Origin of the sequence: Rhodococcus sp. MTM3W5.2 (genome assembly GCF_001984015.1) — a bacterium.
GTDB lineage: Bacteria > Actinomycetota > Actinomycetes > Mycobacteriales > Mycobacteriaceae > Rhodococcus_G > Rhodococcus_G oryzae.
In genome coordinates this window covers 3,052,601-3,077,500 of the sequence record NZ_CP019572.1, presented here as the reverse complement: position 1 = coordinate 3,077,500, position 24,900 = coordinate 3,052,601, and the positions used below count along the sequence as shown (strand labels likewise).

Annotated in this window: 20 protein-coding genes, 1 tRNA gene, 2 rRNA genes and 3 pseudogenes (1 of these 26 running past the window's edge); all 26 read left to right on the top strand. The window is 68.6% G+C overall.

Annotation, left to right across the window (positions count from 1 at the left end; all coding sequences use genetic code 11):
- Nucleotides 1-2,380 (top strand): 23S ribosomal RNA (locus BTZ20_RS14000) (it extends 749 nt beyond the left edge of the window).
- 145 nt (nucleotides 2,381-2,525) lie between these two features.
- Nucleotides 2,526-2,642, top strand: a 5S ribosomal RNA gene (gene rrf / locus BTZ20_RS13995).
- Between the two features lie 84 nt (nucleotides 2,643-2,726).
- Nucleotides 2,727-3,670, top strand: a pseudogene (locus tag BTZ20_RS13990) (tetratricopeptide repeat protein).
- Nucleotides 3,667-4,671 (top strand): HAD-IIA family hydrolase, encoded by a 1,005-nt coding sequence (locus tag BTZ20_RS13985; RefSeq protein WP_083742676.1) that lies wholly within the window; start codon nucleotides 3,667-3,669, stop codon nucleotides 4,669-4,671. The pseudogene BTZ20_RS13990 and the gene BTZ20_RS13985 overlap by 4 nt, the downstream one beginning before the upstream one ends.
- 82 nt (nucleotides 4,672-4,753) lie before the next feature.
- A complete protein-coding gene (locus BTZ20_RS13980) occupies nucleotides 4,754-4,981 on the top strand; it encodes a hypothetical protein (protein ID WP_077041786.1) in 228 nt (75 codons plus the stop codon).
- Between the two features lies 1 nt (nucleotide 4,982).
- Nucleotides 4,983-5,798, top strand: a complete 816-nt coding sequence (locus tag BTZ20_RS13975; RefSeq protein WP_077041785.1) for a TlyA family RNA methyltransferase — start codon at nucleotides 4,983-4,985, stop codon at nucleotides 5,796-5,798.
- Nucleotides 5,795-6,778: an NAD kinase gene (locus BTZ20_RS13970; protein ID WP_077041784.1), complete on the top strand. Its 984-nt coding sequence runs from the start codon at nucleotides 5,795-5,797 to the stop codon at nucleotides 6,776-6,778. The genes BTZ20_RS13975 and BTZ20_RS13970 overlap by 4 nt, the downstream gene beginning before the upstream one ends.
- Nucleotides 6,768-8,546: a DNA repair protein RecN gene (gene recN, locus BTZ20_RS13965; RefSeq protein WP_077041783.1), complete on the top strand. Its 1,779-nt coding sequence runs from the start codon at nucleotides 6,768-6,770 to the stop codon at nucleotides 8,544-8,546. Before BTZ20_RS13970 ends, recN begins: the two co-directional genes overlap by 11 nt.
- Before the next feature lie 114 nt (nucleotides 8,547-8,660).
- Nucleotides 8,661-9,845 (top strand): putative cytokinetic ring protein SteA, encoded by a 1,185-nt coding sequence (gene steA / locus BTZ20_RS13960; RefSeq protein WP_077041782.1) that lies wholly within the window; start codon nucleotides 8,661-8,663, stop codon nucleotides 9,843-9,845.
- Nucleotides 9,842-10,795, top strand: coding sequence for a copper transporter (locus BTZ20_RS13955; protein ID WP_145982297.1), 954 nt, complete (start codon nucleotides 9,842-9,844; stop codon nucleotides 10,793-10,795). The genes steA and BTZ20_RS13955 overlap by 4 nt, the downstream gene beginning before the upstream one ends.
- A gap of 158 nt (nucleotides 10,796-10,953) precedes the next feature.
- Entirely contained in the window at nucleotides 10,954-12,705 is a 1,752-nt protein-coding gene (locus BTZ20_RS13950; RefSeq protein ID WP_077041780.1) for a CTP synthase, read from the top strand.
- A 14-nt stretch (nucleotides 12,706-12,719) separates the two neighbouring features.
- Complete coding sequence (locus BTZ20_RS13945; RefSeq protein ID WP_083742675.1) at nucleotides 12,720-13,433, top strand: NUDIX domain-containing protein; 714 nt, start codon at nucleotides 12,720-12,722, stop codon at nucleotides 13,431-13,433.
- A gap of 2 nt (nucleotides 13,434-13,435) precedes the next feature.
- Complete coding sequence (locus BTZ20_RS13940; protein ID WP_189636469.1) at nucleotides 13,436-14,359, top strand: site-specific tyrosine recombinase XerD; 924 nt, start codon at nucleotides 13,436-13,438, stop codon at nucleotides 14,357-14,359.
- Nucleotides 14,360-14,370: 11 nt separating this feature from the next.
- Nucleotides 14,371-14,799 carry a DUF1622 domain-containing protein gene (locus BTZ20_RS13935; RefSeq protein ID WP_077041779.1) on the top strand — a complete coding sequence of 143 codons (429 nt, stop codon included), beginning with the start codon at nucleotides 14,371-14,373 and terminating at the stop codon, nucleotides 14,797-14,799.
- 250 nt (nucleotides 14,800-15,049) lie between these two features.
- A complete protein-coding gene (locus tag BTZ20_RS13930) occupies nucleotides 15,050-15,919 on the top strand; it encodes a ParA family protein (protein WP_411269150.1) in 870 nt (289 codons plus the stop codon).
- The gene (locus BTZ20_RS13925; RefSeq protein ID WP_083742674.1) at nucleotides 15,920-16,828 is read left to right on the top strand and encodes a segregation and condensation protein A; all 909 of its coding nucleotides are present in this window, start codon (nucleotides 15,920-15,922) and stop codon (nucleotides 16,826-16,828) included.
- Nucleotides 16,825-17,523 (top strand): SMC-Scp complex subunit ScpB, encoded by a 699-nt coding sequence (gene scpB, locus BTZ20_RS13920; RefSeq protein ID WP_077041777.1) that lies wholly within the window; start codon nucleotides 16,825-16,827, stop codon nucleotides 17,521-17,523. The genes BTZ20_RS13925 and scpB overlap by 4 nt, the downstream gene beginning before the upstream one ends.
- 12 nt (nucleotides 17,524-17,535) lie before the next feature.
- Complete coding sequence (locus tag BTZ20_RS13915; RefSeq protein WP_077041776.1) at nucleotides 17,536-18,813, top strand: pseudouridine synthase; 1,278 nt, start codon at nucleotides 17,536-17,538, stop codon at nucleotides 18,811-18,813.
- 56 nt (nucleotides 18,814-18,869) lie between these two features.
- The gene (gene cmk, locus BTZ20_RS13910) at nucleotides 18,870-19,532 is read left to right on the top strand and encodes a (d)CMP kinase (protein ID WP_077043705.1); all 663 of its coding nucleotides are present in this window, start codon (nucleotides 18,870-18,872) and stop codon (nucleotides 19,530-19,532) included.
- A complete protein-coding gene (der, locus tag BTZ20_RS13905) occupies nucleotides 19,529-20,962 on the top strand; it encodes a ribosome biogenesis GTPase Der (RefSeq protein ID WP_077041775.1) in 1,434 nt (477 codons plus the stop codon). The genes cmk and der overlap by 4 nt, the downstream gene beginning before the upstream one ends.
- A 163-nt stretch (nucleotides 20,963-21,125) precedes the next feature.
- Nucleotides 21,126-21,199, top strand: a tRNA-Pro gene (locus BTZ20_RS13900).
- A gap of 69 nt (nucleotides 21,200-21,268) precedes the next feature.
- Nucleotides 21,269-21,888, top strand: a pseudogene (locus BTZ20_RS13895) (NUDIX hydrolase).
- 70 nt (nucleotides 21,889-21,958) lie between these two features.
- On the top strand, nucleotides 21,959-23,002 hold the full coding sequence (locus BTZ20_RS13890; RefSeq protein WP_077041774.1) for an SMP-30/gluconolactonase/LRE family protein: 1,044 nt from the start codon (nucleotides 21,959-21,961) through the stop codon (nucleotides 23,000-23,002).
- A gap of 44 nt (nucleotides 23,003-23,046) precedes the next feature.
- Complete coding sequence (locus BTZ20_RS13885; protein ID WP_077041773.1) at nucleotides 23,047-23,679, top strand: CDP-alcohol phosphatidyltransferase family protein; 633 nt, start codon at nucleotides 23,047-23,049, stop codon at nucleotides 23,677-23,679.
- A gap of 50 nt (nucleotides 23,680-23,729) precedes the next feature.
- Nucleotides 23,730-24,536, top strand: coding sequence for a DUF881 domain-containing protein (locus tag BTZ20_RS13880; protein ID WP_077043704.1), 807 nt, complete (start codon nucleotides 23,730-23,732; stop codon nucleotides 24,534-24,536).
- Nucleotides 24,533-24,900: pseudogene (locus BTZ20_RS13875) on the top strand (small basic family protein). Before BTZ20_RS13880 ends, BTZ20_RS13875 begins: the two are co-directional and overlap by 4 nt.

Sequence of the window (24,900 nt, the reverse complement as noted above, 5' to 3'; positions counted from 1 at the left end):
CGGTCCAGTCGCATGCTCTAGACCCGAAGCGGAGTGATCTACCCATGGCCAGGGTGAAGCGACGGTAAGACGTCGTGGAGGCCCGAACCCACTTAGGTTGAAAACTGAGGGGATGAGCTGTGGGTAGGGGTGAAAGGCCAATCAAACTCCGTGATAGCTGGTTCTCCCCGAAATGCATTTAGGTGCAGCGTCGCGTGTTTCTCACCGGAGGTAGAGCTACTGGATGGTCTAGGGGCCCACAAGCTTACCGAAATCAGCCAAACTCCGAATGCCGGTGAGTGAGAGCGCGGCAGTGAGACTGCGGGCGATAAGGTTCGTAGTCGAGAGGGAAACAGCCCAGATCGCCAGCTAAGGTCCCTAAGCGTGTACTAAGTGGAAAAGGATGTGGGGTCGCGAAGACAACCAGGAGGTTGGCTTAGAAGCAGCCACCCTTGAAAGAGTGCGTAATAGCTCACTGGTCAAGTGATCCTGCGCCGACAATGTAGCGGGGCTCAAGTACACCACCGAAGCTGCGGCATTCATGCAATACACCTCCTTGTTCCTGCGGGGACTTGGGCAGTGGTATGGATGGGTAGGGGAGCGTCGTGCAGCCATGGAAGCGTCGGAGTGATCCAGGCGTGGAGGCTGCACGAGTGAGAATGCAGGCATGAGTAGCGAAAGAAGAGTGAGAAACTCTTCCGCCGAATGACCAAGGGTTCCTGGGCCAGGTTAATCCGCCCAGGGTGAGTCGGGACCTAAGGCGAGGCCGACAGGCGTAGTCGATGGACAACGGGTTGATATTCCCGTACCCGTGTAAACGCGCCCATGGTGAATCAGTGATACTAACCGCCCTGAAGCCGGCCAATGTTCCTTCGGGATCATGGTCGGGGGATGCGCGGGACCTGATCTGGTAGTAGCCAAGCGATGGGGTGACGCAGGAAGGTAGCTGAGCCAGTCAGTGGTAATACTGGTGTAAGCGTGTAGGGAGTGGCATAGGCAAATCCGTGCCACACATATCCTGAGACGTGATGCATAGCCGATTGAGGCGAATTCAGTGATCCTATGCTGCCGAGAAAAGCCTCTAGCGAGCTTTTACACGGCCCGTACCCCAAACCGACACAGGTGGTCAGGTAGAGAATACTAAGGCGATCGAGATAACTATGGTTAAGGAACTCGGCAAAATGCCCCCGTAACTTCGGGAGAAGGGGGCCTCGTCTGGTGATCGGATTTACTCCGTGAGCTGGGTGGGGCCGCAGAGACCAGTGAGAAGCGACTGTTTACTAAAAACACAGGTCCGTGCGAAGTCGTAAGACGATGTATACGGACTGACGCCTGCCCGGTGCTGGAAGGTTAAGAGGACCGGTTAGCTTTTCGGAGCGAAGCTGAGAATTTAAGCCCCAGTAAACGGCGGTGGTAACTATAACCATCCTAAGGTAGCGAAATTCCTTGTCGGGTAAGTTCCGACCTGCACGAATGGCGTAACGACTTCTCAGCTGTCTCAACCATAGACTCGGCGAAATTGCATTACGAGTAAAGATGCTCGTTACGCGCGGCAGGACGAAAAGACCCCGGGACCTTCACTATAGCTTGGTATTGGTGTTCGGTTCGGTTTGTGTAGGATAGGTGGGAGACTGTGAAGCGGGCACGCCAGTGTTCGTGGAGTCATTGTTGAAATACCACTCTGATCGTATTGGACATCTAACCTCGGACCATGATCTGGTTCAGGGACAGTGCCTGGTGGGTAGTTTAACTGGGGCGGTTGCCTCCCAAAATGTAACGGAGGCGCCCAAAGGTTCCCTCAGCCTGGTTGGCAATCAGGTGTTGAGTGCAAGTGCACAAGGGAGCTTGACTGTGAGACTGACAGGTCGAGCAGGGACGAAAGTCGGGACTAGTGATCCGGCACCGGCAAGTGGAAGCGGTGTCGCTCAACGGATAAAAGGTACCCGGGGATAACAGGCTGATCTTCCCCAAGAGTCCATATCGACGGGATGGTTTGGCACCTCGATGTCGGCTCGTCGCATCCTGGGGCTGGAGTAGGTCCCAAGGGTTGGGCTGTTCGCCCATTAAAGCGGCACGCGAGCTGGGTTTAGAACGTCGTGAGACAGTTCGGTCTCTATCCGCCGCGCGCGTTAGAAACTTGAGGAAGGCTGTCCCTAGTACGAGAGGACCGGGACGGACGAACCTCTGGTGTGCCAGTTGTTCCACCAGGAGCACCGCTGGTTAGCTACGTTCGGAAGGGATAACCGCTGAAAGCATCTAAGCGGGAAGCCTGTTCCAAGATGAGGTTTCTCACCCCCTTGAGGGGGTAAGGCCCCGGCAGACCACCGGGTTGATAGGCCAGAACTGGAAGCACGGTAACGTGTGCAGGTGACTGGTACTAATAGGCCGAGGACTTACCACAAAGAAGCTACGCGTCCACTGTGCGGTATCTGAAACAACACACAGATACCATTCACCCCCACCAACATCGTGGGCACCCCGATCCTGGGTTGCCGGCCTGTTGGGTTCGGGCGAGGGGAATTGAATGTGTGACAGTTTCATAGAGTTACGGCGGCCATAGCGGAGGGGAAACGCCCGGCCCCATTCCGAACCCGGAAGCTAAGCCCTCCAGCGCCGATGGTACTGCACTCGACAGGGTGTGGGAGAGTAGGACACCGCCGAACATCCGTTACCGAAAGGGGACCCAATATACTGGGTCCCCTTTCGTGTTTTTTCTGCATAGCGTGTGTTGTCTGAAAGGAGATGCTGTGTCGGACAACAACGAAGGCCGTCGTTCGTATGGGAGCGGCGGTTCTGACCGCAGTCGGTCGGGGACAACCGTGGCGCAGGCGCAGGCGGCCCCCGCGGCGGGAGAGGCGATGGCCCCCGCGGCAACACCGGCGGCGGAGCCCGTGGCGGCAGCGGCGGAGGTCGTCCGGACCGGCGCGGCGACGGTCCGCCGAGGCGTCGTGGCGGAGAGGGCAGCTTCGGTCCGCCCCCGCGCGACGGTGGAGCGCACGCCGAGCGACGCGCCCCGCGACCCGAAGAACCGGATCTGCCAGAGGACGTTCAGGCGGGCGAGCTCGACCCGGCCGTTCGTCGGGACCTGCTGAGCCTCGACAAGTCGAACGCCAATGCGGTGGCCCGTCACCTGGTGATGGCTGGAAAGCTGATCGACGACGACCCGCGTCTCGCATTGGCGCACGCGCGTGCCGCCCGTCAGCGGGCCGGCCGTGTCGCGGTGGTCAGGGAGACCGCGGGCATCACCGCGTATCACGCGGGCGAGTGGGCCGAGGCCCTCTCCGAGCTGCGTGCCGCACGGCGGATGGCAGGCGGACCCGGTCTGCTCGCAGTCATGGCCGACTGCGAACGCGGCCTCGGCCGACCCGAGCGGGCGATCGAGCTCGGGCGCAGCGACGAGGCCAGGACCCTGTCCGGCGACGAGGCGACCGAGCTCCGCATCGTGGTCGCAGGCGCCCGGATGGATCTCGGCCAGTTCGATCAGGCCGTGGTGACCCTGCAGACGCCGGAACTCGATGCCGCCAAGGATGGCCCGACCGCGGCCCGCCTGTTCTACGCGTACGCCGACGCCCTGGTGGCGGCCGGCCGCGTCGAGGACGGCCTCAAGTGGTTCCTCAACTCCGCTGCCGCCGATCACGAAGGCGACACGGACGCAGAGGATCGGGTGGCCGAACTCTCCGGCGACCAGTGACGGTGGGCACCCCGCCGTCACTGCGTGACCTGCACGATGTGCTGCTGCTCGACCTCGACGGAACCGTGTACCAGGGTGCACATGCGATCCCCGGGGCCCGAGAGGCGCTCGTCGGCGGGTCCGCACGGCTGTTCTACGTCACGAACAACGCGAGCCGCAGTCCGCTCGCGGTGGCACAGCACCTGCGCGAGCTCGGATTCCCCACCGCCGAATCGGAGGTGGTGACGAGTTCGCAGTCCGCCGCGCGGCTGCTCGCGGAGGGCCTCGAGCCGGGTTCGTCCGTCCTGGTCATCGGCACCGAGGCGCTCGCCGAGGAGGTTCGTCTTGCCGGGCTGAGGCCTGTCCGGAGGTTCGACGAGAACCCGGTGGCCGTTGTTCAGGGGCACTCCACGGAGACCGGCTGGGCGATTCTCGCGGAGGCAACGCTTGCGATCCGCGCGGGAGCGCTCTGGGTGGCCTCGAACGTCGACACCACGCTGCCAACCGAACGCGGGCTGTGCCCGGGCAACGGCGCGATGGTGGCAGCGGTGCGGGCCGCGACCGGCCGCGAACCGCTGGTTGCGGGCAAGCCGGCCCGTCCGTTGATGGACGATGCCCTCCGGCGCAGCGGGTCCGAGCGACCGCTGGTGGTGGGCGACCGGATCGACACGGACATCGCGGGCGCGAACGCGGTCGGTGTGGACTCGCTGCTGGTGCTGAGCGGCGTCAGTTCCGTCGCGGACCTGCTGCGCGCGCCCGAGTCGTACCGGCCCACCTATCTGGCGGCCCGGCTGGCCGAGCTCGACCTGCCCGCCGAGCGGTTGAGCATCCGTCCGCATCCGGCGGTGAGCGTGCGGCGCGAGGGATCCGACCTGGTCGTGTCCTGCGATGACGGCTCCAACCCTGACCGTCTCGACGTCGTTCGATCGGTGCTGGACGTGGCATGGGCAGGGGCCGAGTTCGACGGCCTCCTGGCGGAGGACCCGGTCGCCGCTGCGGCCGTGGCAGACCTCGTCGGTTGACCCGGACAGCGACGGCGCGGGCGGGTTTTCGCCGTGTCGCGGTGTGGGCGTGCGGGCCTCGAATCGGCTAGCGTTGGCCCCGATGAGTACGCCAATGCCACGCCCCGGGCAGCACCTTCCCGGACCACCGACCACCGTCGACCCCGACCGCATCCACGCCGAGGTAGACGGGCTCCTGGCGCGCCTGGACTCGGTGGGGCCCGCGGACGACGATGCCAACGGTCACGGCCGGATCCCGGCACAGGCCCATCTCCTCGAGCAGGCGCACGAGGTCCTGGTGCACGCGCTCGCCACAGTGGACAAGATCTGAGGTGGCTCGGCGCGCACGGGTCGACGCCGAGCTGGTTCGGCGGGGTTTGGCCCGATCACGAGAACACGCTGCCCAACTGATCGGGGCAGGCCGGGTCCTCATCGCGGGGACCGTCGCGGTCAAGGCGGCGACCGCGGTCGAGGCGGGCACCCCGCTGCTGGTGACCGAGGAGGTCGACGAGGTCTCGTGGGCCTCGCGCGGCGCACACAAGATCCTCGGCGCGCTCGAGGCGTTCGAACCCGCCGGCCTCTCCGTTGATGGCAAGCGGTGCCTCGACGCCGGCGCCTCCACCGGCGGGTTCACCGATGTCCTGCTCAGCCGCGGCGCCCGCGAGGTGGTAGCAGTGGACGTCGGGTACGGGCAGTTGGTGTGGCGGCTGCAGTCCGACGACCGCGTGACCGTGGTGGACCGGACCAACGTGCGTTCGCTCGAGCCCGAGCAGACCGGGGGACCGGTCGAGGTGGTGGTCGCCGACCTGTCGTTCATCTCGCTCAAGCTGGTCCTGCCGGCGTTCGTCCGCTGCACCGCGGACGGCGCCGACCTGGTGCCGATGGTGAAACCGCAGTTCGAGGTCGGCAAGGATCGGGTCGGGTCAGGCGGTGTCGTGCGCGATCCCGCCCTCAGGATCGAGGCCGTCGTCGAGGTCGCCGAGGCCGCGGACGTGCTCGGACTCCGGACCCTTGGGGCGGTGGCCAGCCCCCTGCCAGGCCCGTCGGGCAATGTCGAATACTTCTTGTGGCTGAGGAAGCAGGCCGAACCGGGGGTGGATTCGGTGCGTGAGGTCATCGAGCGAGCGGTACAGGAGGGGCCCCAGTGAACCCGGAACCGGCGGCGCCGTCGCCGAGCCGCGAGATCCTGGTCGTCGCGCACACCGGCAGGGCCGAGATCACCGCGACCGCGCTGCGGGTGGCCAAGATCTTGGAGAAGGCCGGCATCGGATTGCGGGTGCTGGCGACCGAGGCGGACCGGACGGATCCCACCGCGGCGCACGACCACGATTCCTTCCGCCTGCCCGACCTCGCGTTGCGCGTCGTCGAGCCGGGTCCGACGGCTGCGGTCGGCTGCGAGCTGGTGCTGGTCCTCGGCGGTGACGGCACGTTCCTTCGGGGAGCCGAACTGGCAAGGGCCGCATCGATTCCGGTCCTCGGCATCAATCTCGGCCGGATCGGGTTCCTCGCCGAGACCGAGGCGGAGCATCTCGAGGAGGCCCTCGCGATGGTGGTCCGGCGCGAGTATCGCGTCGAGCACCGGATGACGCTCGACGTGATCGTCCGGGTGGACGACGAGATCATCGACCGCGGGTGGGCGCTGAACGAGGCCAGCATCGAGAACGTGTCCCGGCTCGGTGTGCTCGAGGTGGTCCTCGAGGTGGACGGCCGTCCCGTCTCGTCGTTCGGCTGCGACGGCGTGCTCGTCGCGACGCCGACCGGTTCGACGGCGTACGCGTTCTCCGCGGGCGGTCCCGTGGTGTGGCCGGAACTCGAGGCCCTGCTGGTGATCCCGAGCAATGCGCACGCGTTGTTCGCGCGGCCGCTGGTGACGAGCCCCGAATCGCTGATCGCGGTCGAGACCTTCGCCGGTGGTCACAACGGACTCGTCTTCTGCGACGGCAGCCGCACCATGAACCTCCCGGCGGGCGGCCGGGTGGAGGTGGTCAGGGGCCGGGAGCCGGTGAAGTGGATCCGGCTCGACTCCGCACCGTTCGCGGACCGGATGGTGCGCAAGTTCGAGCTCCCGGTCAAGGGTTGGCGGGGACGAAGGGCCGACGGCGAAGGGGGCAACACCAGTGCTCGCTGAAATCCGGATCGACGGTCTCGGTGTCATCTCGAAGGCGGCGGCGCAGTTCCATGAGGGGCTGACGGTCCTCACCGGTGAGACCGGTGCGGGCAAGACGATGGTGGTCACCAGCCTGCACCTGCTCAGCGGTGCCCGCGCCGACGCGGGCCGGGTGCGGCTCGGCGCCGATCGCGCGGTGGTGGAGGGCAGGTTCTCCACCGCCAACGCGTCGGCAAGGGTGGTCTCCGAGGTGGACCGGTTGCTCGAGTCGACCGGTGCCGAGCGGGACGAGGACGGCACGATCATCGCGCTGCGCACCGTCGGCAGCGACGGCCGCTCCCGTGCCCACCTGGGTGGACGGAGCGTGCCCGCGGGGGCCCTCTCCGAGCTGACCGGGCCATTGCTGACGGTGCACGGTCAGAACGACCAGCTCCGGCTGCAGCGCCCCGATCAGCAGCGTCAGGCGCTCGACGAGTTCGGCGGCGCGCCGATCGGGTCTCTGCTCGACAAGTACCGGGCCCTGCGCGCGGAGTGGATCGAGGCCCGCGACGAGCTGGCCGAGCGCACCCGCAGCAGCAGGGAGCTGGCGCAGGAGGTCGACCGGCTCGAGTTCGGCCTCAACGAGATCGACGCGGTGGCCCCCCAGCCCGGCGAGGACCTGTCGATCGTCGCCGACGTCCGGCGTCTGAGCGACCTCGATTCGCTGCGATCGGCGGCCGCCGATGCGCAGGTCGCCATGCTCGGCGGGGCGGCCGAGGCCGATGGCAGCGACGGCGGCGACGGCGTTGGCGCGCTTGACCTGCTTGGGGAGGCGCGCGCCCGGATCGAGTCCTCCGACGACCCGGCGCTGACCGCGCTCGGCCCGCGACTGGCCGAGGCCATCGCGGTCGTCACGGACGTCTCGTCCGACCTCACCGGCTATCTGGCGGACCTGCCGTCGGATCCGGGTGCGCTCGACACTTTGCTGAACCGGCAGGCCGAGCTCAAGACGCTGACCAGGAAGTACGCGGCCGACGTCGACGGCGTGCTTTCCTGGGCCAACCAGGCCCGCGATCGGTTGTCCAAGATCGACGTCTCCGCTGAGGCGCTGGCGGCGCTGGCGGCCCGGGTGGACGACTGCGCCGCCGCGGTGGCCGTCGCCGCCACCGCACTGAGCCAGGCCAGGACGAAATACGCGGTCAAGCTCGGCAAGGCGGTGACCACCGAACTCGGCGGTCTCGCGATGGGCAAGGCCCGGCTGGAGGTCACCGTGCAACCGCTCGTGGCGGGCGCCCAGGACGCCGCGCCGCTGACGGTGGACGGCCGCGAGCTGCACGCCGGGTCCGCGGGAGTCGACGAGGTGGAGTTCCGGCTCGCCGCGCACAGCGGCGCTCAGGCACTCCCGATCAGCAAGAGCGCCTCGGGCGGTGAGCTGTCGCGGGTGATGCTCGCGCTCGAGGTGGTGCTCGCAGGCGCCGAGGGCAGCGCGACGATGGTCTTCGACGAGGTCGACGCAGGCGTGGGCGGTCGCGCCGCGGTGGAGATCGGCAGGCGCCTTGCGCGCCTTGCGCGTACCCACCAGGTGATCGTGGTGACGCACCTGCCGCAGGTGGCCGCGTTCGCCGACACCCACCTGGTCGTGGACAAGGTGGACGGCCGCAAGGCCGCCGACAGCGGGGTGCGCACCCTGACCGACGGCGAGCGCGTGGTGGAGCTGGCCCGGATGCTGGCGGGTCTCGACAACACCCAGACCGGCCGCGCGCACGCCGAGGAACTGCTGGCGACGGCGAAGGCCGCGCGCACCGAATAGGCGCGGGCTCGACCCCCGGTCAGCTCGGTCGGACGCCGCTCCGTTTTGCCTCCTGACAGCTCGGGTCGGCGCGCCTCCGCTGGTCCGGGCCTCGTCGGGGTCATCATCGAGGGCATGAAAATGCCGTCCCTGTTGTCACGAAACACCGAATCGTTGCCGGGGATCAGCGGCATCGCCCGGGTCGACCGAGACACGACGAAGCTGTTGCGTCGCGTCGGCCCAGGCGACATCGTGGTCCTCGACGAACTGGATCTGGACCGGATCACCGCCGACGCGTTGGTGGAGGCCGGGGTGCTCGCGGTCGTCAACGTGTCACCGTCCATTTCCGGCCGCTACCCCAACCTCGGACCCGAAGTCATCGTCGCGAACGGGATCACGCTGATCGACTCCGTCGGCGACGAGGTCTTCAAGAAGGTCAAGGACGGGGCCAAGGTCCGCCTCAACGAGGGCGGCGTCTACGCCGGTGAGCGCAGGCTCGCCAAGGGCGTCGAGCAGAGCGAGGCCGAGATCTCCGACCTCATGATCGAGGCGAAGACCGGTCTGGTCGATCACCTGGAGGCCTTCTCCGGCAACACCATCGAGTTCATCAGGACCGAGAGTCCGCTGCTCATCGACGGGGTCGGGGTTCCCGACATCGACGTCGACCTGCAGGACCGGCACGTGGTGGTGGTCGCCGACGGCACCGACCACGTCGCCGATCTGAAGAACCTCAAGCCCTTCATCAAGGAGTACTCGCCGATCCTCATCGGGGTCGGCGCGGGCGCGGACGCGTTGGCCGATGCCGGCTACCGCCCGGATCTGATCGTCGGCGACCCGGAGGACATCAGCAGCGCCACCCTCAAGTCCGGTGCCGAGGTCGTGCTGCCCGCGGACCCGGACGGGCACGCGAAGGGCCTGGAACGGATCCAGGACCTCGGGATCGGGGCGATGACCTTCCCTGCCTCCGGAGCGCCTGCGGATCTGGCCCTGCTGCTCGCGGACCATCACGGCGCCTCGCTGATCGTCACCGTCGGCAGCACCGTCTCGCTGGACGAGTTCTTCGATCGGGGCCGACGGGAGAGCAACCCGGCTGCCTTCATGACCAGGCTCAAGGTCGGACCCAAGCTGGTCGACGCGAAGGCGGTCGCGACGCTGTACCGCAGCCGCGTCTCGGGCGGAGCCATCGCGCTGCTCGTGCTGGCCGCACTGACGGCGGTGATCGTCGCGCTGGTCGTCTCGAACATCGGCGGTGAGGCCCTCGACTGGGCCATCGCGACCTGGAACAGCTTCGCGACGTGGGTGCAGGGACTGTTCGCGTGATCTCTATGCGTCAACACGCTATCTCGATAGCGGCGATCTTCCTGGCGTTGGCCGTCGGGGTTGTGCTCGGTTCGGGCACCCTCTCCGGCGGTCTGTTGTCCGGGCTCCGCGACGACAAGTCGGAGCTGCAGGGCCAGGTCAACGCGTTGCAGGAAACGAACAACCAGCTCGAACAGCAGCTCAACTCCGCGGACGGGTTCGACGCAGCCGTGTCCGGCCGGGTGGTGCACGACGCCCTCGCCCAGCGCACCGTGATCCTGGTGACCTCGCCGGACGCCGACCCAGGCGATCTCGAGGGCGTCACCAGGATGATCGGTGCGGCGGGTGGGACCGTCACCGGCCGGGTCTCGCTGACCGATTCGTTCGTCGACGCCGCCAACGGCGATCAGCTGCGCACCACCATCACCAACGTGATCCCGGCCGGGGTCCAGCTCAGGACCGGTGCGGTCGACCAGGGCAGCCTGGCGGGCGATCTGCTCGGCTCGGTGCTGCTGCTGAACGCCCAGAACGCACAGCCGCAGAGCACCCCCGAGGAGCTGGCCCTCGCGCTCGAGACGCTCCGTTCCGGTGGCTTCATCGCCTACGACAACGGCACGGTCAAGCCCGCCCAGCTCGCGCTCGTGCTCACCGGTTCCGGCAAGGCCTCGGACGGGTCCGAGGGCGGCAACCGCGGCGCGATCATCGCGCGGTTCGCAGGCGCGATGGACTCCCGCGGAGCGGGCACCGTGCTGGCGGGCAGGCCGGGCGCGGCGGCGGGCAACGGTCCGATCGCCGTCGTGCGGTCCGACACGGCGCTGTCGTCGGGCGTGACCACCGTCGACAACGTGGACAGGGAAGCGGGCCGCATCACCACCGCGCTCGGTCTCCAGGAACAGCTCGCGGGGCAGGCCGGCCGGTACGGCACCGGCCCGAACGCGACGGCGATCACAGTCGGCGCTCCTGTCGGCTGAGGTCACAGCAAAATGCCCGGCCCACGGGGCGATGACCAGCGGTTCGCGGCGTGCCATGCGGATAAACCGACGCGTTGGTGTTACCGTGAAGTCCCGTGGGTCGGCAGGCCCCAGCTCTACCATTAGCCAAGCCCTGCAAGGTCGTCACGGGAGCTCTTTTGCCACTTTCACGCAGTCAATCGCGTACCGCCACCAAGCACATCTTCGTCAGCGGGGGCGTTGCCTCGTCGCTCGGCAAGGGTCTGACGGCGTCGAGCCTCGGGCAGCTGCTCACCGCCCGCGGGTTGCGGGTGACCATGCAGAAACTGGACCCGTATCTCAACGTCGATCCGGGCACCATGAACCCGTTCCAGCACGGTGAGGTGTTCGTCACCGAGGACGGCGCGGAGACCGATCTGGACGTCGGGCACTACGAGCGCTTCCTGGACCGGGATCTGTCCGGGATCGCCAATGTCACCACCGGCCAGGTCTATTCGTCGGTCATCGCCAAGGAACGGCGCGGTGAATACCTGGGCGACACGGTCCAGGTGATCCCGCACATCACGGACGAGATCAAGAGCCGGATCCTCGCCATGAGCGGCCCGGACGCCGAGGGCCAGAGCCCGGACGTGGTGATCACCGAGATCGGTGGCACCGTCGGCGACATCGAGTCGCAGCCCTTCCTGGAGGCCGCGCGGCAGGTCCGGCACGACATCGGCCGGGACAACGTCTTCTTCCTGCACGTCTCGCTGGTGCCGTACCTCGGCCCCTCCGGTGAGCTCAAGACCAAGCCGACCCAGCACTCGGTGGCGGCGCTGCGGAACATCGGTATCCAGCCGGACGCGCTGATCCTGCGCTGCGACCGCGACGTGCCGCAGCCGCTGAAGTCGAAGATCGCGCTGATGTGCGATGTCGACGTCGACGCCTGCATCTCGACGCCCGACGCCCCGTCCATCTACGACATCCCGAAGGTGCTGCACCGTGAGGGCCTCGACGCCTACGTCGTGCGCAAGCTGGGACTGCCCTTCCGGGACGTCGACTGGACCGTCTGGGGCGCGCTGCTCAAGCGCGTGCACGAGCCGCGCGAGTCGGTCCGGATCGCGCTGGTCGGCAAGTACGTCGACCTGCCTGACGCGTACCTCTCGGTGACCGAGGCGCTGCGGGCGGGCGGGTTCGCGCACCGCGCCAAGGTCGAGATCGACTGGGTGCCCTCCGACGCCTGCGAGACCGAGGCGGGGGCGCAGGAGAAGCTCGGCGAGGTCGACGCGGTGCTGATCCCCGGTGGATTCGGCATCCGTGGCATCGAGGGCAAGCTCGGAGCCATCCGATTCGCCCGCACCCGCGGGATCCCGCTGCTGGGCCTGTGCCTCGGACTGCAGGCCGTGGTCATCGAGGCCGCCCGTTCGGTTGGCCTCGACGACGCGAACTCCGCGGAGTTCGAGCCGGATACCAAGCATCCCGTGATCTCCACGATGGCCGATCAGGAGGAGATCGTCGCGGGTGAGGCCGATCTCGGCGGGACCATGCGCCTGGGTGCCTACCCGGCGGTCCTGGAGAAGGGCTCGGTCGTCGCGCGGGCGTACGGCTCCGAGAACGTCTCCGAGCGCCACCGGCACCGCTACGAGGTCAACAACGCCTACCGGGACCGGATCGCGAAGAGCGGCTTGAAGTTCAGCGGCACCTCGCCGGACGGACACCTCGTCGAGTTCGTCGAGCTGCCCGCGGACAAGCACCCGTTCTTCGTTGCGACGCAGGCACACCCGGAGCTCAAGAGCCGTCCGACCCGGCCGCATCCGCTGTTCGCGGCCTTCATCGGCGCGGCGCTGAAGTACAAGGCAGCCGAGCGGCTCGAGGTGGACGTGCACCCCGAGGACGCTCTCGGGTCCACGGAGGACGACGTCGAGTCGGTCGACTCGCCGATCGTGCGCTGACCCACCGGTACACGATGAGCAGGCCGGGAGAGCACGAGTTCGAGACCCTCGACACACGAACCGTGTACGAGGGCGGCATCATCACGCTGCGGGTCGACCGGGTGGCCATGCCCGGCGGCCGCGCGGCGGACCGCGAGGTGGTCGAGCACTACGGCGCTATCGCCGTCGTGGCCGTCGACGAGCGGGACCGGCTGATCCTCATCAACCAGTACCGGCACCCGCTTGGCAGGCGCGTCTGGGAGCTGCCCGCCGGGCTGCTCGACGAGGCGGACGAGGATCCCGTCGACGCGGCGCGGCGCGAGCTGGCCGAGGAGACGGGCCTCGCCGCCGAGCGGTGGTCGGTGCTCGTGGACGTCGCGGTCTCGCCGGGCTTCACCGACGAGGTGGTGCGGGTGTTCCTCGCGACCGGGCTCACCGACGTGCACCAGCCGACCCCGACCGACGAGGAGGCCGACCTCGAGGTCGATCGCGTCCCGGTCGACGAGGCGGTCGGCCGGGCGCTGTCGGGGGAGATCGTGAACGCGACGGCGCTGTCCGGGATCCTCGCGCTCGCCGCCGCCAGGGCCCGCGACGGCGGCCCGGATGTGACGGGGCGGCCTGCGGATTCGGACTGGCTCGACCGTCCGGTGGCGATGTCGCGGCGCAGGCACGGCGGCCTGAGTGGAACCCGCGAAGCGAACATCGACGGCCTTCGCGGAGCCGGCGGAGCGAACATCGATGGGGTATAGGAGTGCTCGCCGACCAGGTGGAGACGTACCTCGACCATCTCGCGGTCGAACGCGGGGTGGCGGCGAACACCCTCAGTTCCTATCGGCGTGACCTGATCCGCTACCAGCGGTACCTGGCCGAGCGGGGGATCGACGACCTGGCCACGGTGCGGGAACGGGAGATCAGCGGCTTCGTCGTCGCGCTGCGCAAGGGCGATCCGACGGCGGAGCTCCCGCCGCTGGCCCCGAGTTCGACGGCACGGGCACTGATCGCGGTCCGCGGACTGCACAAGTTCGCGACCGCCGAGGGCATCACGGCGGTGGACGTCGCGCGCGAGGTCAAGCCGCACGCGCCCGGCCAGCAGCTACCGAAGTCGCTGCCGGTGGATCAGGTGCTGGCGCTGCTCGAGGCCACCGGCGGCCCCGACGCTGCCGATCAGCCGCGGGCCCTGCGCGATCGGGCACTGCTCGAGCTCCTCTACTCCACGGGCGCCCGCATCTCGGAGGCGGTCGGACTGGACATCGACGACATCGACGCGGTCGACCGCGCGGTGTTGCTGCGCGGCAAGGGTGGCAAGGAGCGGGTGGTGCCGATCGGCAGACCCGCGATCGCCGCCATGGAGGCGTACCTGGTGCGTGGGCGCGCTGCACACGCGGTACGCGGCGGACCCGCGGTGTTCCTGAACATCCGGGGCGGGCGCCTGTCCCGGCAGAGCGCGTGGCAGGTGCTGCGCAGCGCGGCCGATCGGATCGGGATCTCCGAAGGGGTGTCCCCGCACACGCTGCGGCACTCGTTCGCGACCCACCTGCTCGACGGCGGCGCCGATATCCGGGTGGTGCAGGAGCTGCTCGGGCACGCATCGGTGACGACGACGCAGATCTACACCCTCGTGACAGTCGGGGCGCTGCGCGAGGTCTGGGCGGGCGCACATCCACGGGCATTGTGAAGGGGGCGGGAATGGATACGGTCCGATTCTTCGAACTGGTGACGGAATGGTTCGAGGTGCTCGGTGTCCTGTCGATGGTGGTGGGCTTCGCCTTCGCGTTCGTTCTCGCCGCGCGAACGTGGAGGCGGACCGGCGACGGCAGCCGGGCATTCAAGAGCCTGCGGGAGTCGCTGGGCGGAGCGATCCTGCTCGGGCTGGAATTGCTCGTCGCGGCGGACATCGTCAAGACCGTCACCTCCGTGCCCTCGCTGACGGATGTCGCCGTGCTCGGGATGATCGTCCTGATCCGGACTGTCCTCAGCCTGTCGATCGAGATCGAGATCGACGGGGTCGCGCCGTGGCGGCGGGCGCTCGTGACCGGCCCGCAGGTGCTGGCCCGCGCAACGCGGCGATCCGCGCAGGGGGAGCCCGGCGCGCCCGATGAGACCGTGGGCGGGTGAGTCGTGCCGCGCTCGCGATCGCTCATCGTGCCTGTTCAGGGCGGTGCATGATCGAGCCCATCGTCGCGCCCCGCGTGTCCGTTGACCGAACGCCACCCGCCAGGCGGTAGCGTTTGTCCATCAGGGACGACAGACAGGGGAGCAGCAGACCGTGGTGACACCGCAGCCGCCAGCGGCGGAGTCTGAGCGTCAGGGTGCCTACTTCTACACCCGGAAGCCGGAACCGCCTACCCGTCCACAAACCGACCGCATCGAGGGAAACGGTGCCGCACCCGCCGAGCCTGCGCTGGGCCCGACCGGCCGCCCGCTACGCGAGGTACCCGATCCAACGCCGGTGACCGATCACGGTCCCGCCCAGATCATCGCGATGTGCAACCAGAAGGGCGGCGTCGGCAAGACGACCTCCACGATCAACCTGGGCGCAGCCCTTGCCGAGTACGGCCGACGCGTACTGCTCGTCGATCTCGACCCGCAGGGAGCGCTGTCCGCCGGCCTCGGCGTCGCGCACCACGACCTCGAACTGACGGTGCACAACCTGCTGGTCGAGCCGCGGGTCTCGATCGACGAGGTGCTGATGCGCACCCGGGTGGAGAACCTGGACCTGCTGCCAAGCAACATCGACCTGTCCGCAGCCGAGATCCAGCTGGTCACCGAGGTGGGCCGCGAGCAGACGCTCGGACGGGTGCTCTACCCGGTGCTCGACCGCTACGACTACATCCTCATCGACTGCCAGCCCTCGCTCGGGTTGCTCACGGTCAACGCGCTGGCCTGCGCCGAGGGCGTGATCATCCCGATGGAGTGCGAGTACTTCAGCCTCCGAGGTCTTGCGCTGCTCAACGACACGGTGGAGAAGGTGCACGAGCGCCTGAACCCCAAGCTGTCGCTGTCGGGCATCGTGGTGACGATGTTCGACGCCAGGACGCTGCACTCGCGTGAGGTCATGGCCAGGCTCGTCGAGGTGTTCGGTGATCTGGTCTACGACACGGTGGTGAACCGGACGGTGCGGTTCCCCGAGACCAGCGTCGCGGGCGAACCCATCACCACGTGGGCGCCGAAGTCAAGCGGCGCGGAGGCGTATCGGGCACTTGCCCGTGAGGTGATCCACCGGTCCGGACGGTAGATGGACACCGACGAGGCCGAGCGAGTGGCCGAGGTTCCACCAGAGGAACCAGTCGCCGCGGGGACGGCGGACGAGACACCGATCGAGGAACTGCCGTCGACCGCCGAGGAGACCGCGGTCGAACCGGGCTTCCGGCTGAAGCTGCGCAACTTCGAGGGGCCGTTCGACCTGCTGCTGACGCTGATCAGCCAGCGCAGGCTCGACGTCACCGAGGTGGCGCTGCACCAGGTCACCGACGAGTTCATCGCGTACACCAGGTCGCTGGGCACCGAGATGAGCCTCGACCAGACGACCGAGTTCCTCGTGGTCGCCGCCACCCTGCTCGACCTCAAGGCCGCCCGGCTGTTGCCCTCCGGCGACGTCGAGGACGCCGAGGACCTGGCGCTGCTGGAGGCGAGGGACCTGCTGTTCGCGCGGCTCCTGCAGTACAAGGCGTACAAGCAGGTCGCGATGCTGTTCGCCGAGTTGGAGTCGGCGGCGCTGCGGCGCTACCCGCGTTCGGTGTCGCTGGAGGACCAGTTCGCCGGGCTGCTGCCCGAGGTCCTGCTCGGCGTCGACCCCCGGCGCTTCGCGGAGATCGCGGCCACCGCCTTCGCACCGCGGCCGGTGCCGACCGTTGGTCTCGATCACCTGCACGTCCCGACGGTCTCGGTGCCCGAGCAGGCGTCGATGGTGCTCGACCTGCTCAAGCAGCGCGGTCAGGGAAATTGGGCGACGTTCGGCGACCTCATCGCCGGCTGCGACCTGACGGTGCAGATCGTGGCAAGATTTCTGGCACTGCTCGAGCTCTACCGCGAGCGGGCGGTCGCGTTCGAGCAGCCGGAGCCGCTCGGCGAACTGATGGTCAGCTGGACCGGCGACGTCGACGCGGACGGGCAGACGCTGGTGAGTGCGGAGGATTACGGATGAGCGAGCTCGATCAGGTGCCGAGGCTCGACGACGAGGGCGCCCTCGACCAGGACGACCGGCTCGAGGACGATGAGCTGGAGTCGGCGCTGGAGTCATTGCTGCTGGTCGTGGACTCGCCCGCGAGCAACGAGGCGCTCGCGTCCGCGGTCGACGACTCCGCCGACCGGGTCGACGCGACGCTGCGCCGGATGTCCGCGGCGCTGACCGAACGGCGCAGCGGGATCGACCTCAGGTATGCCGGTGACGGCTGGCGTTTCTACACCAGAAACGAGTACGCGCCGTACGTCGAGCGGCTGCTTCTCGACGGTGCTAGGTCGAAGCTCACACGCGCAGCTTTGGAAACCTTGGCTGTTGTTGCGTACCGTCAACCTTTGACCCGTGCTCGGGTGAGTGCGGTTCGTGGCGTCAATGTGGACGGCGTCATGCGAACCCTGCTCGCCCGCGGACTGATCTCGGAGGCCGGTGTGGACTCCGAGACCAACGCGACGACGTACTCGACGACGGAGCTTTTCCTCGAGCGGCTCGGTCTCGCCTCGCTGGCGGACCTGCCCGCGTTGGCGCCGCTGCTGCCCGACGTCGACGTCATCGACGACATCAGTGACGACATGGAGTCAGACCCCCGGTTCACCAAATTGGGAGCCGGCAGGGCGGGATCCGAACCCGATTTGGATCCCGGCTTAGATAGTGAAGAGTGACAGGACACCCAAGTGAACAATTCCGCTCGCCGTGATGGCACACCGGACCGGGGCAGGAGCAATCCCGCCCACAAGAGCTCGAGCCGCAAGGACTCGCCCCAGAAGGGGTCGGGGTCGAGAGGCTCGGCACCCCGCGAATCCGCCCGTGGTGGCGAATCCCGCGGCTCCTACGATCGCACCGAGCGCGGCGCCGCACCTCGCGGTTCCTACGGCCGCGCCGAGCGTGGCGCGGCCCCCAGGAGCGGCGAATCCCGCGGCTCGCAGGATCGCTCCCAGCGTGGCGGCGCACCGCGTGGAGCCCAGGATCGCACCGAACGTGGCGCGGCACCGCGCAGCGGCGCACCGCGTGGAGCCCAGGACCGCACCGAACGAGGCGCGGCACCGCGCAGCGGCGGCTACCCCCGCGGCGGCGTGCAGCGGCCGGACTTGTCCAAGCGTGGCAAGCCCAAGGCCCCCAAGCCGCAGCGCGCGCAGTCCGTCGCGCCGACCATCAGCAACGCCAAGCCGGCCCGCCACCAGTACACGGAGGGCGCGGGTCCCGCGAAGCTGCCCGCAGGCGAGGGCATGCGCCTGCAGAAGGTGCTCGCCCAGGCGGGTGTCGCCTCGCGCCGCGCTGCAGAGGAGCTGATCGAGCAGGGACGCGTCGAGGTCGACGGCCGCATCGTCGTGGAGCAGGGCCTGCGGGTGGACCCCGAGAACGCAGTGGTCCGGGTCGACGGCATTCGCGTCGTCGTCAAGAAGGACCTGGTCCACATCGCGCTGAACAAGCCGCGCGGCTGGCAGTCGACGATGTCCGATGACCTGGGCAGGCCCTGCGTCGGCGACATCGTCTCCGAGCGGGTCTCCGCAGGGCAGCGACTGTTCCACGTCGGCAGGCTCGACGCGGACACCGAGGGCCTGTTGCTGCTGACCAACGACGGAGACCTCGCGCACCGACTGATGCACCCCTCGTTCGAGGTGTCCAAGACCTACCTCGCGACCGTGTCCGGTGTGGTCGATCGCAACCTGGGCAAGACGCTCAAGGCCGGAGTCGAGCTCGAGGACGGCCCGGCGAAGGTCGACTCGTTCGCCCTGCTCGATGTCAATCAGGGCAAGTCCCTGGTCAAGGTCGTGCTGCACGAGGGCCGCAAGCACATCGTGCGTCGGCTGCTCGAGGCTGTCGGCCATCCCGTGGTCCGGCTGGTGCGCACCGACATCGGTCCTGTCACGCTCGGCGAGCAGCGGCCCGGCACGCTCAGGGTCATCGGGCCCGGCGAGGTCGGCGCGCTGTACAAGGCGGTCGGACTGTGAGCGCTGCGAGCGAAGTGACGGGGGATGCGAACGAGCCAGGTCGCCTCGTGGTGGCGATGGACGGGCCGTCGGGTACGGGGAAGTCGACTGTCGCCAGGCGGCTCGCTACCGGACTCGCCGCGCAGTATCTCGACACCGGTGCCATGTACCGGATCGCGACGCTGCATGTGCTGCGCTCCGGGGTGGACCCGAGCGACCCGGCGGCGGTGGCCGCGGCCACGAAGGCGCTCGAGCTGACCATCGGCACCGATCCGGCCTCGGACCGGGTGCTGCTGGCCGGTGAGGACGTCACCGACGAGATCCGGGGCGGCGCGGTCACCCAGGCCGTGTCTGCGGTCTCGGCGGTGCCCGAGGTGCGGACGATCCTTGTCGACAAGCAGCGTGAGTTCATCGCGCGCACGGAACGGATCGTGGTCGAGGGTCGCGACATCGGCACCGTCGTGATGCCCGATGCGGACGTGAAGGTGTACCTGACCGCCTCCGCCGCGGCCAGGGCTCAGCGTCGGAACGCGCAGAACATCGCCGAGGGTCGTGGCGATGACTACAGGGCGGTGCTCGCCGACGTCGAGCGCCGCGATCATCTGGACTCCACCCGAGCGGTGTCCCCGCTCCGGCCCGCCGATGACTCGGTGATCGTGGACACCAGCGAACTCGGAATCGATGACGTGATCGGCAGGTTGCTGCTGGTGGTACGTGACAGAACTGGAGCAGTGCAGTGACCGACAGCTTTGACATCGGCGGCCCGATCGCCGGCGACGGCACCTGGAGTGAGGAATCCGACTGGGAGCTCGTCGATTTCGAGGACGGCGAAGAGGGCGAGGGCCACGTCGCCGTCCCGACCCTCGCCATCGTGGGTCGTCCGAACGTCGGCAAGTCCACGCTCGTGAACCGCATCATCGGCCGCCGCGAGGCCGTCGTGCAGGACATTCCCGGGGTCACCCGGGACCGCGTCTCCTACGAGGCGAACTGGGCCGGCCGCCGATTCATGGTGCAGGACACCGGCGGCTGGGAGCCCGACGCCAAGGGGCTGCAGCAGTCCGTTGCCCGTCAGGCGGAGCTCGCGATGCAGACCGCCGACGCGATCGTGCTCGTGGTGGACGCGGTCGTCGGCGCCACCACGACGGATGAGGCCGTGGCGAAGGTGCTGCGGCGCTCGAAGACGCCGGTCCTGTTGGTGGCCAACAAGGTCGACGACGAGCGGACCGAGTCCGAGGTCGCGGCGCTGTGGTCGCTCGGCCTCGGCCAGCCCTACTCGGTGAGCTCGATCCACGGCCGCGGCACGGGAGACCTGCTCGACGAGGTCCTCAAGGCACTGCCGGAGACGCCTCGGGAGGGCACCGGCGGCCAGGGACCGCGACGCGTGTCGTTGGTCGGCAAGCCGAACGTCGGCAAGTCCAGCCTGATCAACAAGCTCTCCGGCTCCGAGCGGTCCGTCGTGCACGATGTCGCGGGCACCACCGTCGACCCGGTGGACTCGCTGGTCGAGCTCGGCGGCAAGGTGTGGCGCTTCGTCGACACCGCGGGCCTGCGCAAGAAGGTCAGCCACGCGAGCGGCCACGAGTTCTACGCATCCCTGCGCACCAAGGGCGCGATCGAGGCCTCGGAGGTGTCGATCCTGCTGATCGACGCGTCGCAGCCGATCACCGAGCAGGACCTGCGGGTGCTGAGCATGGTGGCCGACGCCGGCCGGGCGCTGGTGCTGGCGTTCAACAAGTGGGACCTCGTCGACGAGGACCGCCGGTACATGCTCGAGAAGGAGATCGACCGCGAGTTGGTCCGGGTGCCGTGGGCGCAGCGGGTGAACATCTCCGCGCACACCGGACGGGCCGTGCAGAAGCTCGTTCCCGCGCTGGAGACCGCGCTCGATTCCTGGGACAAGCGGATCCCGACGGGCCGGTTGAACACCTGGCTCAAGGAGATCGTGGCCGCGACGCCGCCGCCGATGCGCGGTGGTCGCCTGCCCAGGATCATGTTCGCCACCCAGGCAGGCACTCGTCCGCCGACATTCGTGCTCTTCACCACCGGATTCCTCGAGGCCGGCTACCGCCGGTTCCTCGAGCGCCGGCTGCGTGAGGAGTTCAACTTCGACGGCAGCCCCGTGCGCATCTCGGTGCGCGTGCGCGAGAAGCGCGATCGCGGCAAGCGCTGACGCCTGCCGAGACCGACCCGAACACTGGCAAGTCCCCGAAACCGGGGGCTTGCCAGTGTCGTTCGTTGGGTGCACTCCGATGGAGGAAACCGGCCGCGAGCAGCCGATTCGCTCAGTCGACTGTCACTGATGTAATCTCATCGAGCGCCCGCAAGGGAGTGGACGGGCTGTGGCGCAGCTTGGTAGCGCACTTGACTGGGGGTCAAGTGGTCGCAGGTTCAAATCCTGTCAGCCCGACAGAAGAAGGCGGCTCCGGAGTAATCCGGGGCCGCCTTTCTCGTTCTCGCGGCGGGCTAGGGTCGACGGATGGACGCAGACCGGGAGCCGATCCTCACTCGTGACACCTGCGCGGCCGCGCTGGCGTCGTTCGAGGCGCGCACTGCCGAACGCGCCGGGCACCGCTGCGCGGCTGTCGCGCTGGCGGTGGTCACCACCGACGGGGTGCCCTCGCTGCTGCTCACCGTTCGGCCCAGCACCATGCGTGCGCACCCAGGCCAGTTCGCGCTGCCCGGCGGTGGCATCGATCCGGGGGAGTCACCAGGGGACGCGGCGTTGAGGGAGCTGGCGGAGGAACTCGGCGTGCTGGCACCGCCGTCGGCCGTGCTCGGCAATCTCGACGATCTCGTGACCAGGTCCGGCTACGTCATCACCCCGGTGGTCATCTGGGTGGGCGAACTCGACGAGCCGATTCGGCCGAACGCCGACGAGGTGGAGTACGTCTTCCAGGTGAGCCTGGCCGAGCTCGATCACGAACCGCAGTTCCTGTCGCTCGAGGGGCCGCGGGGCCGCTGATCGAGTGGCCGTTCCGGGGCGCGCGGATCTTCGCGCCGACCGCGGCGATCATCTACCAGTTCCGCGAGGTGGTCCTGCACGGGCGGCCGACGCGGGTCGACGATCTCGGTCAGCCGGACTTCGCCTCCCGGTAGGTCTTCCCGCACCGGAGAAGCCGCAGGAAGCCACTGCGGGCGGACCGGGTGACCGTCTACCGTGGCCGCCATGGGAATCCTGCTCTCGGCCCTGCGCAGCCTCGACCGGACCGGAATCGATCCCGTGGCGTGGCACCCGCCTGCCCCACCGCCGCTCACGGGTCCGCTCGCCCCCAGCGCCGAGCTCGACGGTGCGGAGCGCTGGGCGATGCCGGGGAGCAAGGGGCCCGAGGACGTCGCGGTCGATCACCAGGGGCGGTTGGTCACCGGCACCGATGACGGCAAGGTCTGGCGTTTCGACGAATCCGGCCGCGCGTCCCTGATCGCCGAAACCGGCGGCCGACCCCTCGGCGTCGAGATCCTCGACGACGGCAGGTACCTGATCTGCGACTGCGAGCGCGGGGTGCTGCGCGTCGACGAAGCCGGTCGGATCGAGACCCTCACCGACACCGCGCTCGGGCGACCTCTGGTGGCGTGCAACAACTCCGCCGTCGGGCGGGACGGCACCATCTACTTCACCGATTCCTCGGCGAAGTTCTCCGTGGCCGAGCATCGCACCGACGTGCTCGAGCACGGTGGCACCGGCCGGCTGATCCGGTTCGACCCGGCGACAGGGGAGACCGACCTGCTTGCGGACGGGCTGCAGTTCGCCAACGGGGTCGGACTGGCCGCGGACGAGTCCTTCGTGGTGGTCGCCGAGACCGGGGCCTATCAGATCCGCCGGGTCGAGCTCGCGGGCCCCGACGCGGGACGGGTGTCGATCTGGGCCGAGAACCTCCCCGGCCTTCCCGACAACGTGACCTCGCAGACGCCCGACGGGGTCTTCTGGGTGGCGCTGTACAGCCCCCGGATGCGCCTGCTGGACCTGTTGGCCCCGCACCCGGCACTCAGGGTCGTCGCGGCGAACCTGCCGCATTGGGCGCAGCCAGAACCCGACCAGCGTGGCTGGGTGCTCGGGCTCGATGCCTCGGGTGCCGTGGTGCACAGCTTGCAGGGTGGCGCCGGCAGTTACGCGCCGATCACCGGTGTCCGCGAGGCCGATGGCTGGCTCTACCTGGGCAGCCTGACCGCCGATACGGTCGCCCGCGTCCCGGCACCCCCGTCCGCCATGTGAAAAGCTGTTCGAGGCAGTTGGCGGACGAGGGACACGGGGGACGAATGGGCAGCGGAGACCGGCCACGCGAGGTGGCGGACGTCGCGACCGCGCCGATCATGTCCGACCGGATCGTCACCGTGCCGAATCTTCTCAGCGTGGTCCGGCTCGTCGGTGTCCCGTTGTTCGTCTATCTGCTGCTCGGCCCGCACGCCGACGGGTGGGCGCTCGCGATCCTGATGCTGAGCGGGTTCACCGACTGGGCCGACGGCAAGCTCGCGCGCCTGCTGAACCAGAGTTCGCGGCTTGGCGCGCTGCTGGACCCGTTGGTGGACCGGTTGTACGTGGTCTCCACCCTTGTCGCATTCGCGATCCGCGGGATCATCCCGTGGTGGGTGGCCGCGGTGCTGATCGGTCGGGACGTGATCCTCGCGCTTACCCTGCCGATCTACCGCAGTCGCGGTCTGCCGCCGCCCGCGGTGCTCTACCTCGGCAAGGCCGCGACCTTCGCGCTGATGTTCGCGCTGCCGCTGGTGCTCGCCGCGCAGGGCGACTGGGCGATTGCGCCGATCGCCCGGGCCTGGGGGTATGCGCTCCTGGTGTGGGGGACCGGGCTCTATGTCTGGACCGCGATCCTGTACCTGCTCGCCGCGCGGAACATCGCGCGGGAGGTCCCGCGAACGGACCGGGCGCGGTGACCGACGGCGAGGTCCGCCGCAATCCGGTGCCCTCGCTGCTCCGGTCCCTGATGAACGACCACCTCGACCCCGGCTATGCCGCGGCGGCCGAAGACCGGGCGAGGGGGCATTCCCTGCACCGCCCGCTGCATTCCGGGAGCTGGCTCGTGGCCGGGGGAATCGTCCTCGGACTGGTCTTCGGGATCGCCTACGCACAGGCGAACGACCGGGAGCCCGGCACCGACCAGGTTCGCAGCGAGATCCTGGCCAAGGTCCACGCCGCGGAGGAACGCGGTGGCGGCCTCGCGAGCACCAGGGACGAGCTGGCGGCACAGACCGAGGCGCTGCGCTCCAGGGTGCTGGCGGGCGACGCCGAGGGTTCCGACGTACTGGCCCGGCTGGCCACGATGGAACAGGCCGCCGCGCTGGACGCGGTGCACGGCGCGGGGCTCACCGTCACGCTGACCGACCCGGCAGCCCGTCCGGACCTGTCCGACCGCGGCAGGCCGGGCGCAGGCCCCGCCAAGGCGGTGGTCCTCGACCGTGACATCCAGTCGGTGGTGAACGCGTTGTGGTCGAGCGGAGCCGAGGCCGTCTCGGTCGGAGGGGTCCGCATCGGCCCTTCGGCCACCATCCGCCAGGCGGGCGGGGCGATGCTCGTCGACAATCAGCCGGTGTTCTCGCCGTACGCGATCTCGGCGATCGGGCCTGCGGACCGTCTGCAGACCGGGTTCGTGGTGAGCGACGCGTACCTGCGGATGTCGGGCGTCGCGCAGCTGTACGGGGTGGGCTTCACCGTCGCCGAAGAAGAAGATGTCAGCCTCCCGGCCGCGAATGCCAGGGAGATCAGGAGCGCACACGAGGTGGGTGGCCAGTGAAGCCGGTCAAGGCAGTCAAGAACGGATACGCCGTCTACGGGGTGCTCGCGCTCGTCGCGGGGATCGTCGCGGGCGTGGTGTTCCGTCCGCAGGTCCCGGATGCGATCCAGCCGTATCTGCCGATCGCCGTTGTCGCGGCGCTGGACGCCGTGTTCGGCGGGCTGCGCGCCTACCTGGACGAGATCTTCGACGCCAAGGTCTTCGTCGTGTCCTTCGTGTTCAACGTGCTCGTCGCGGCGTTGATCGTGTGGCTCGGTGACCAGTTGGGGTGGGCACGCAGCTCTCGACCGCGATCGTGGTGGTGCTGGGCATCCGGATCTTCGGCAACGCCGCCGCACTGCGGCGCCGGCTGTTCGGGGCGTGA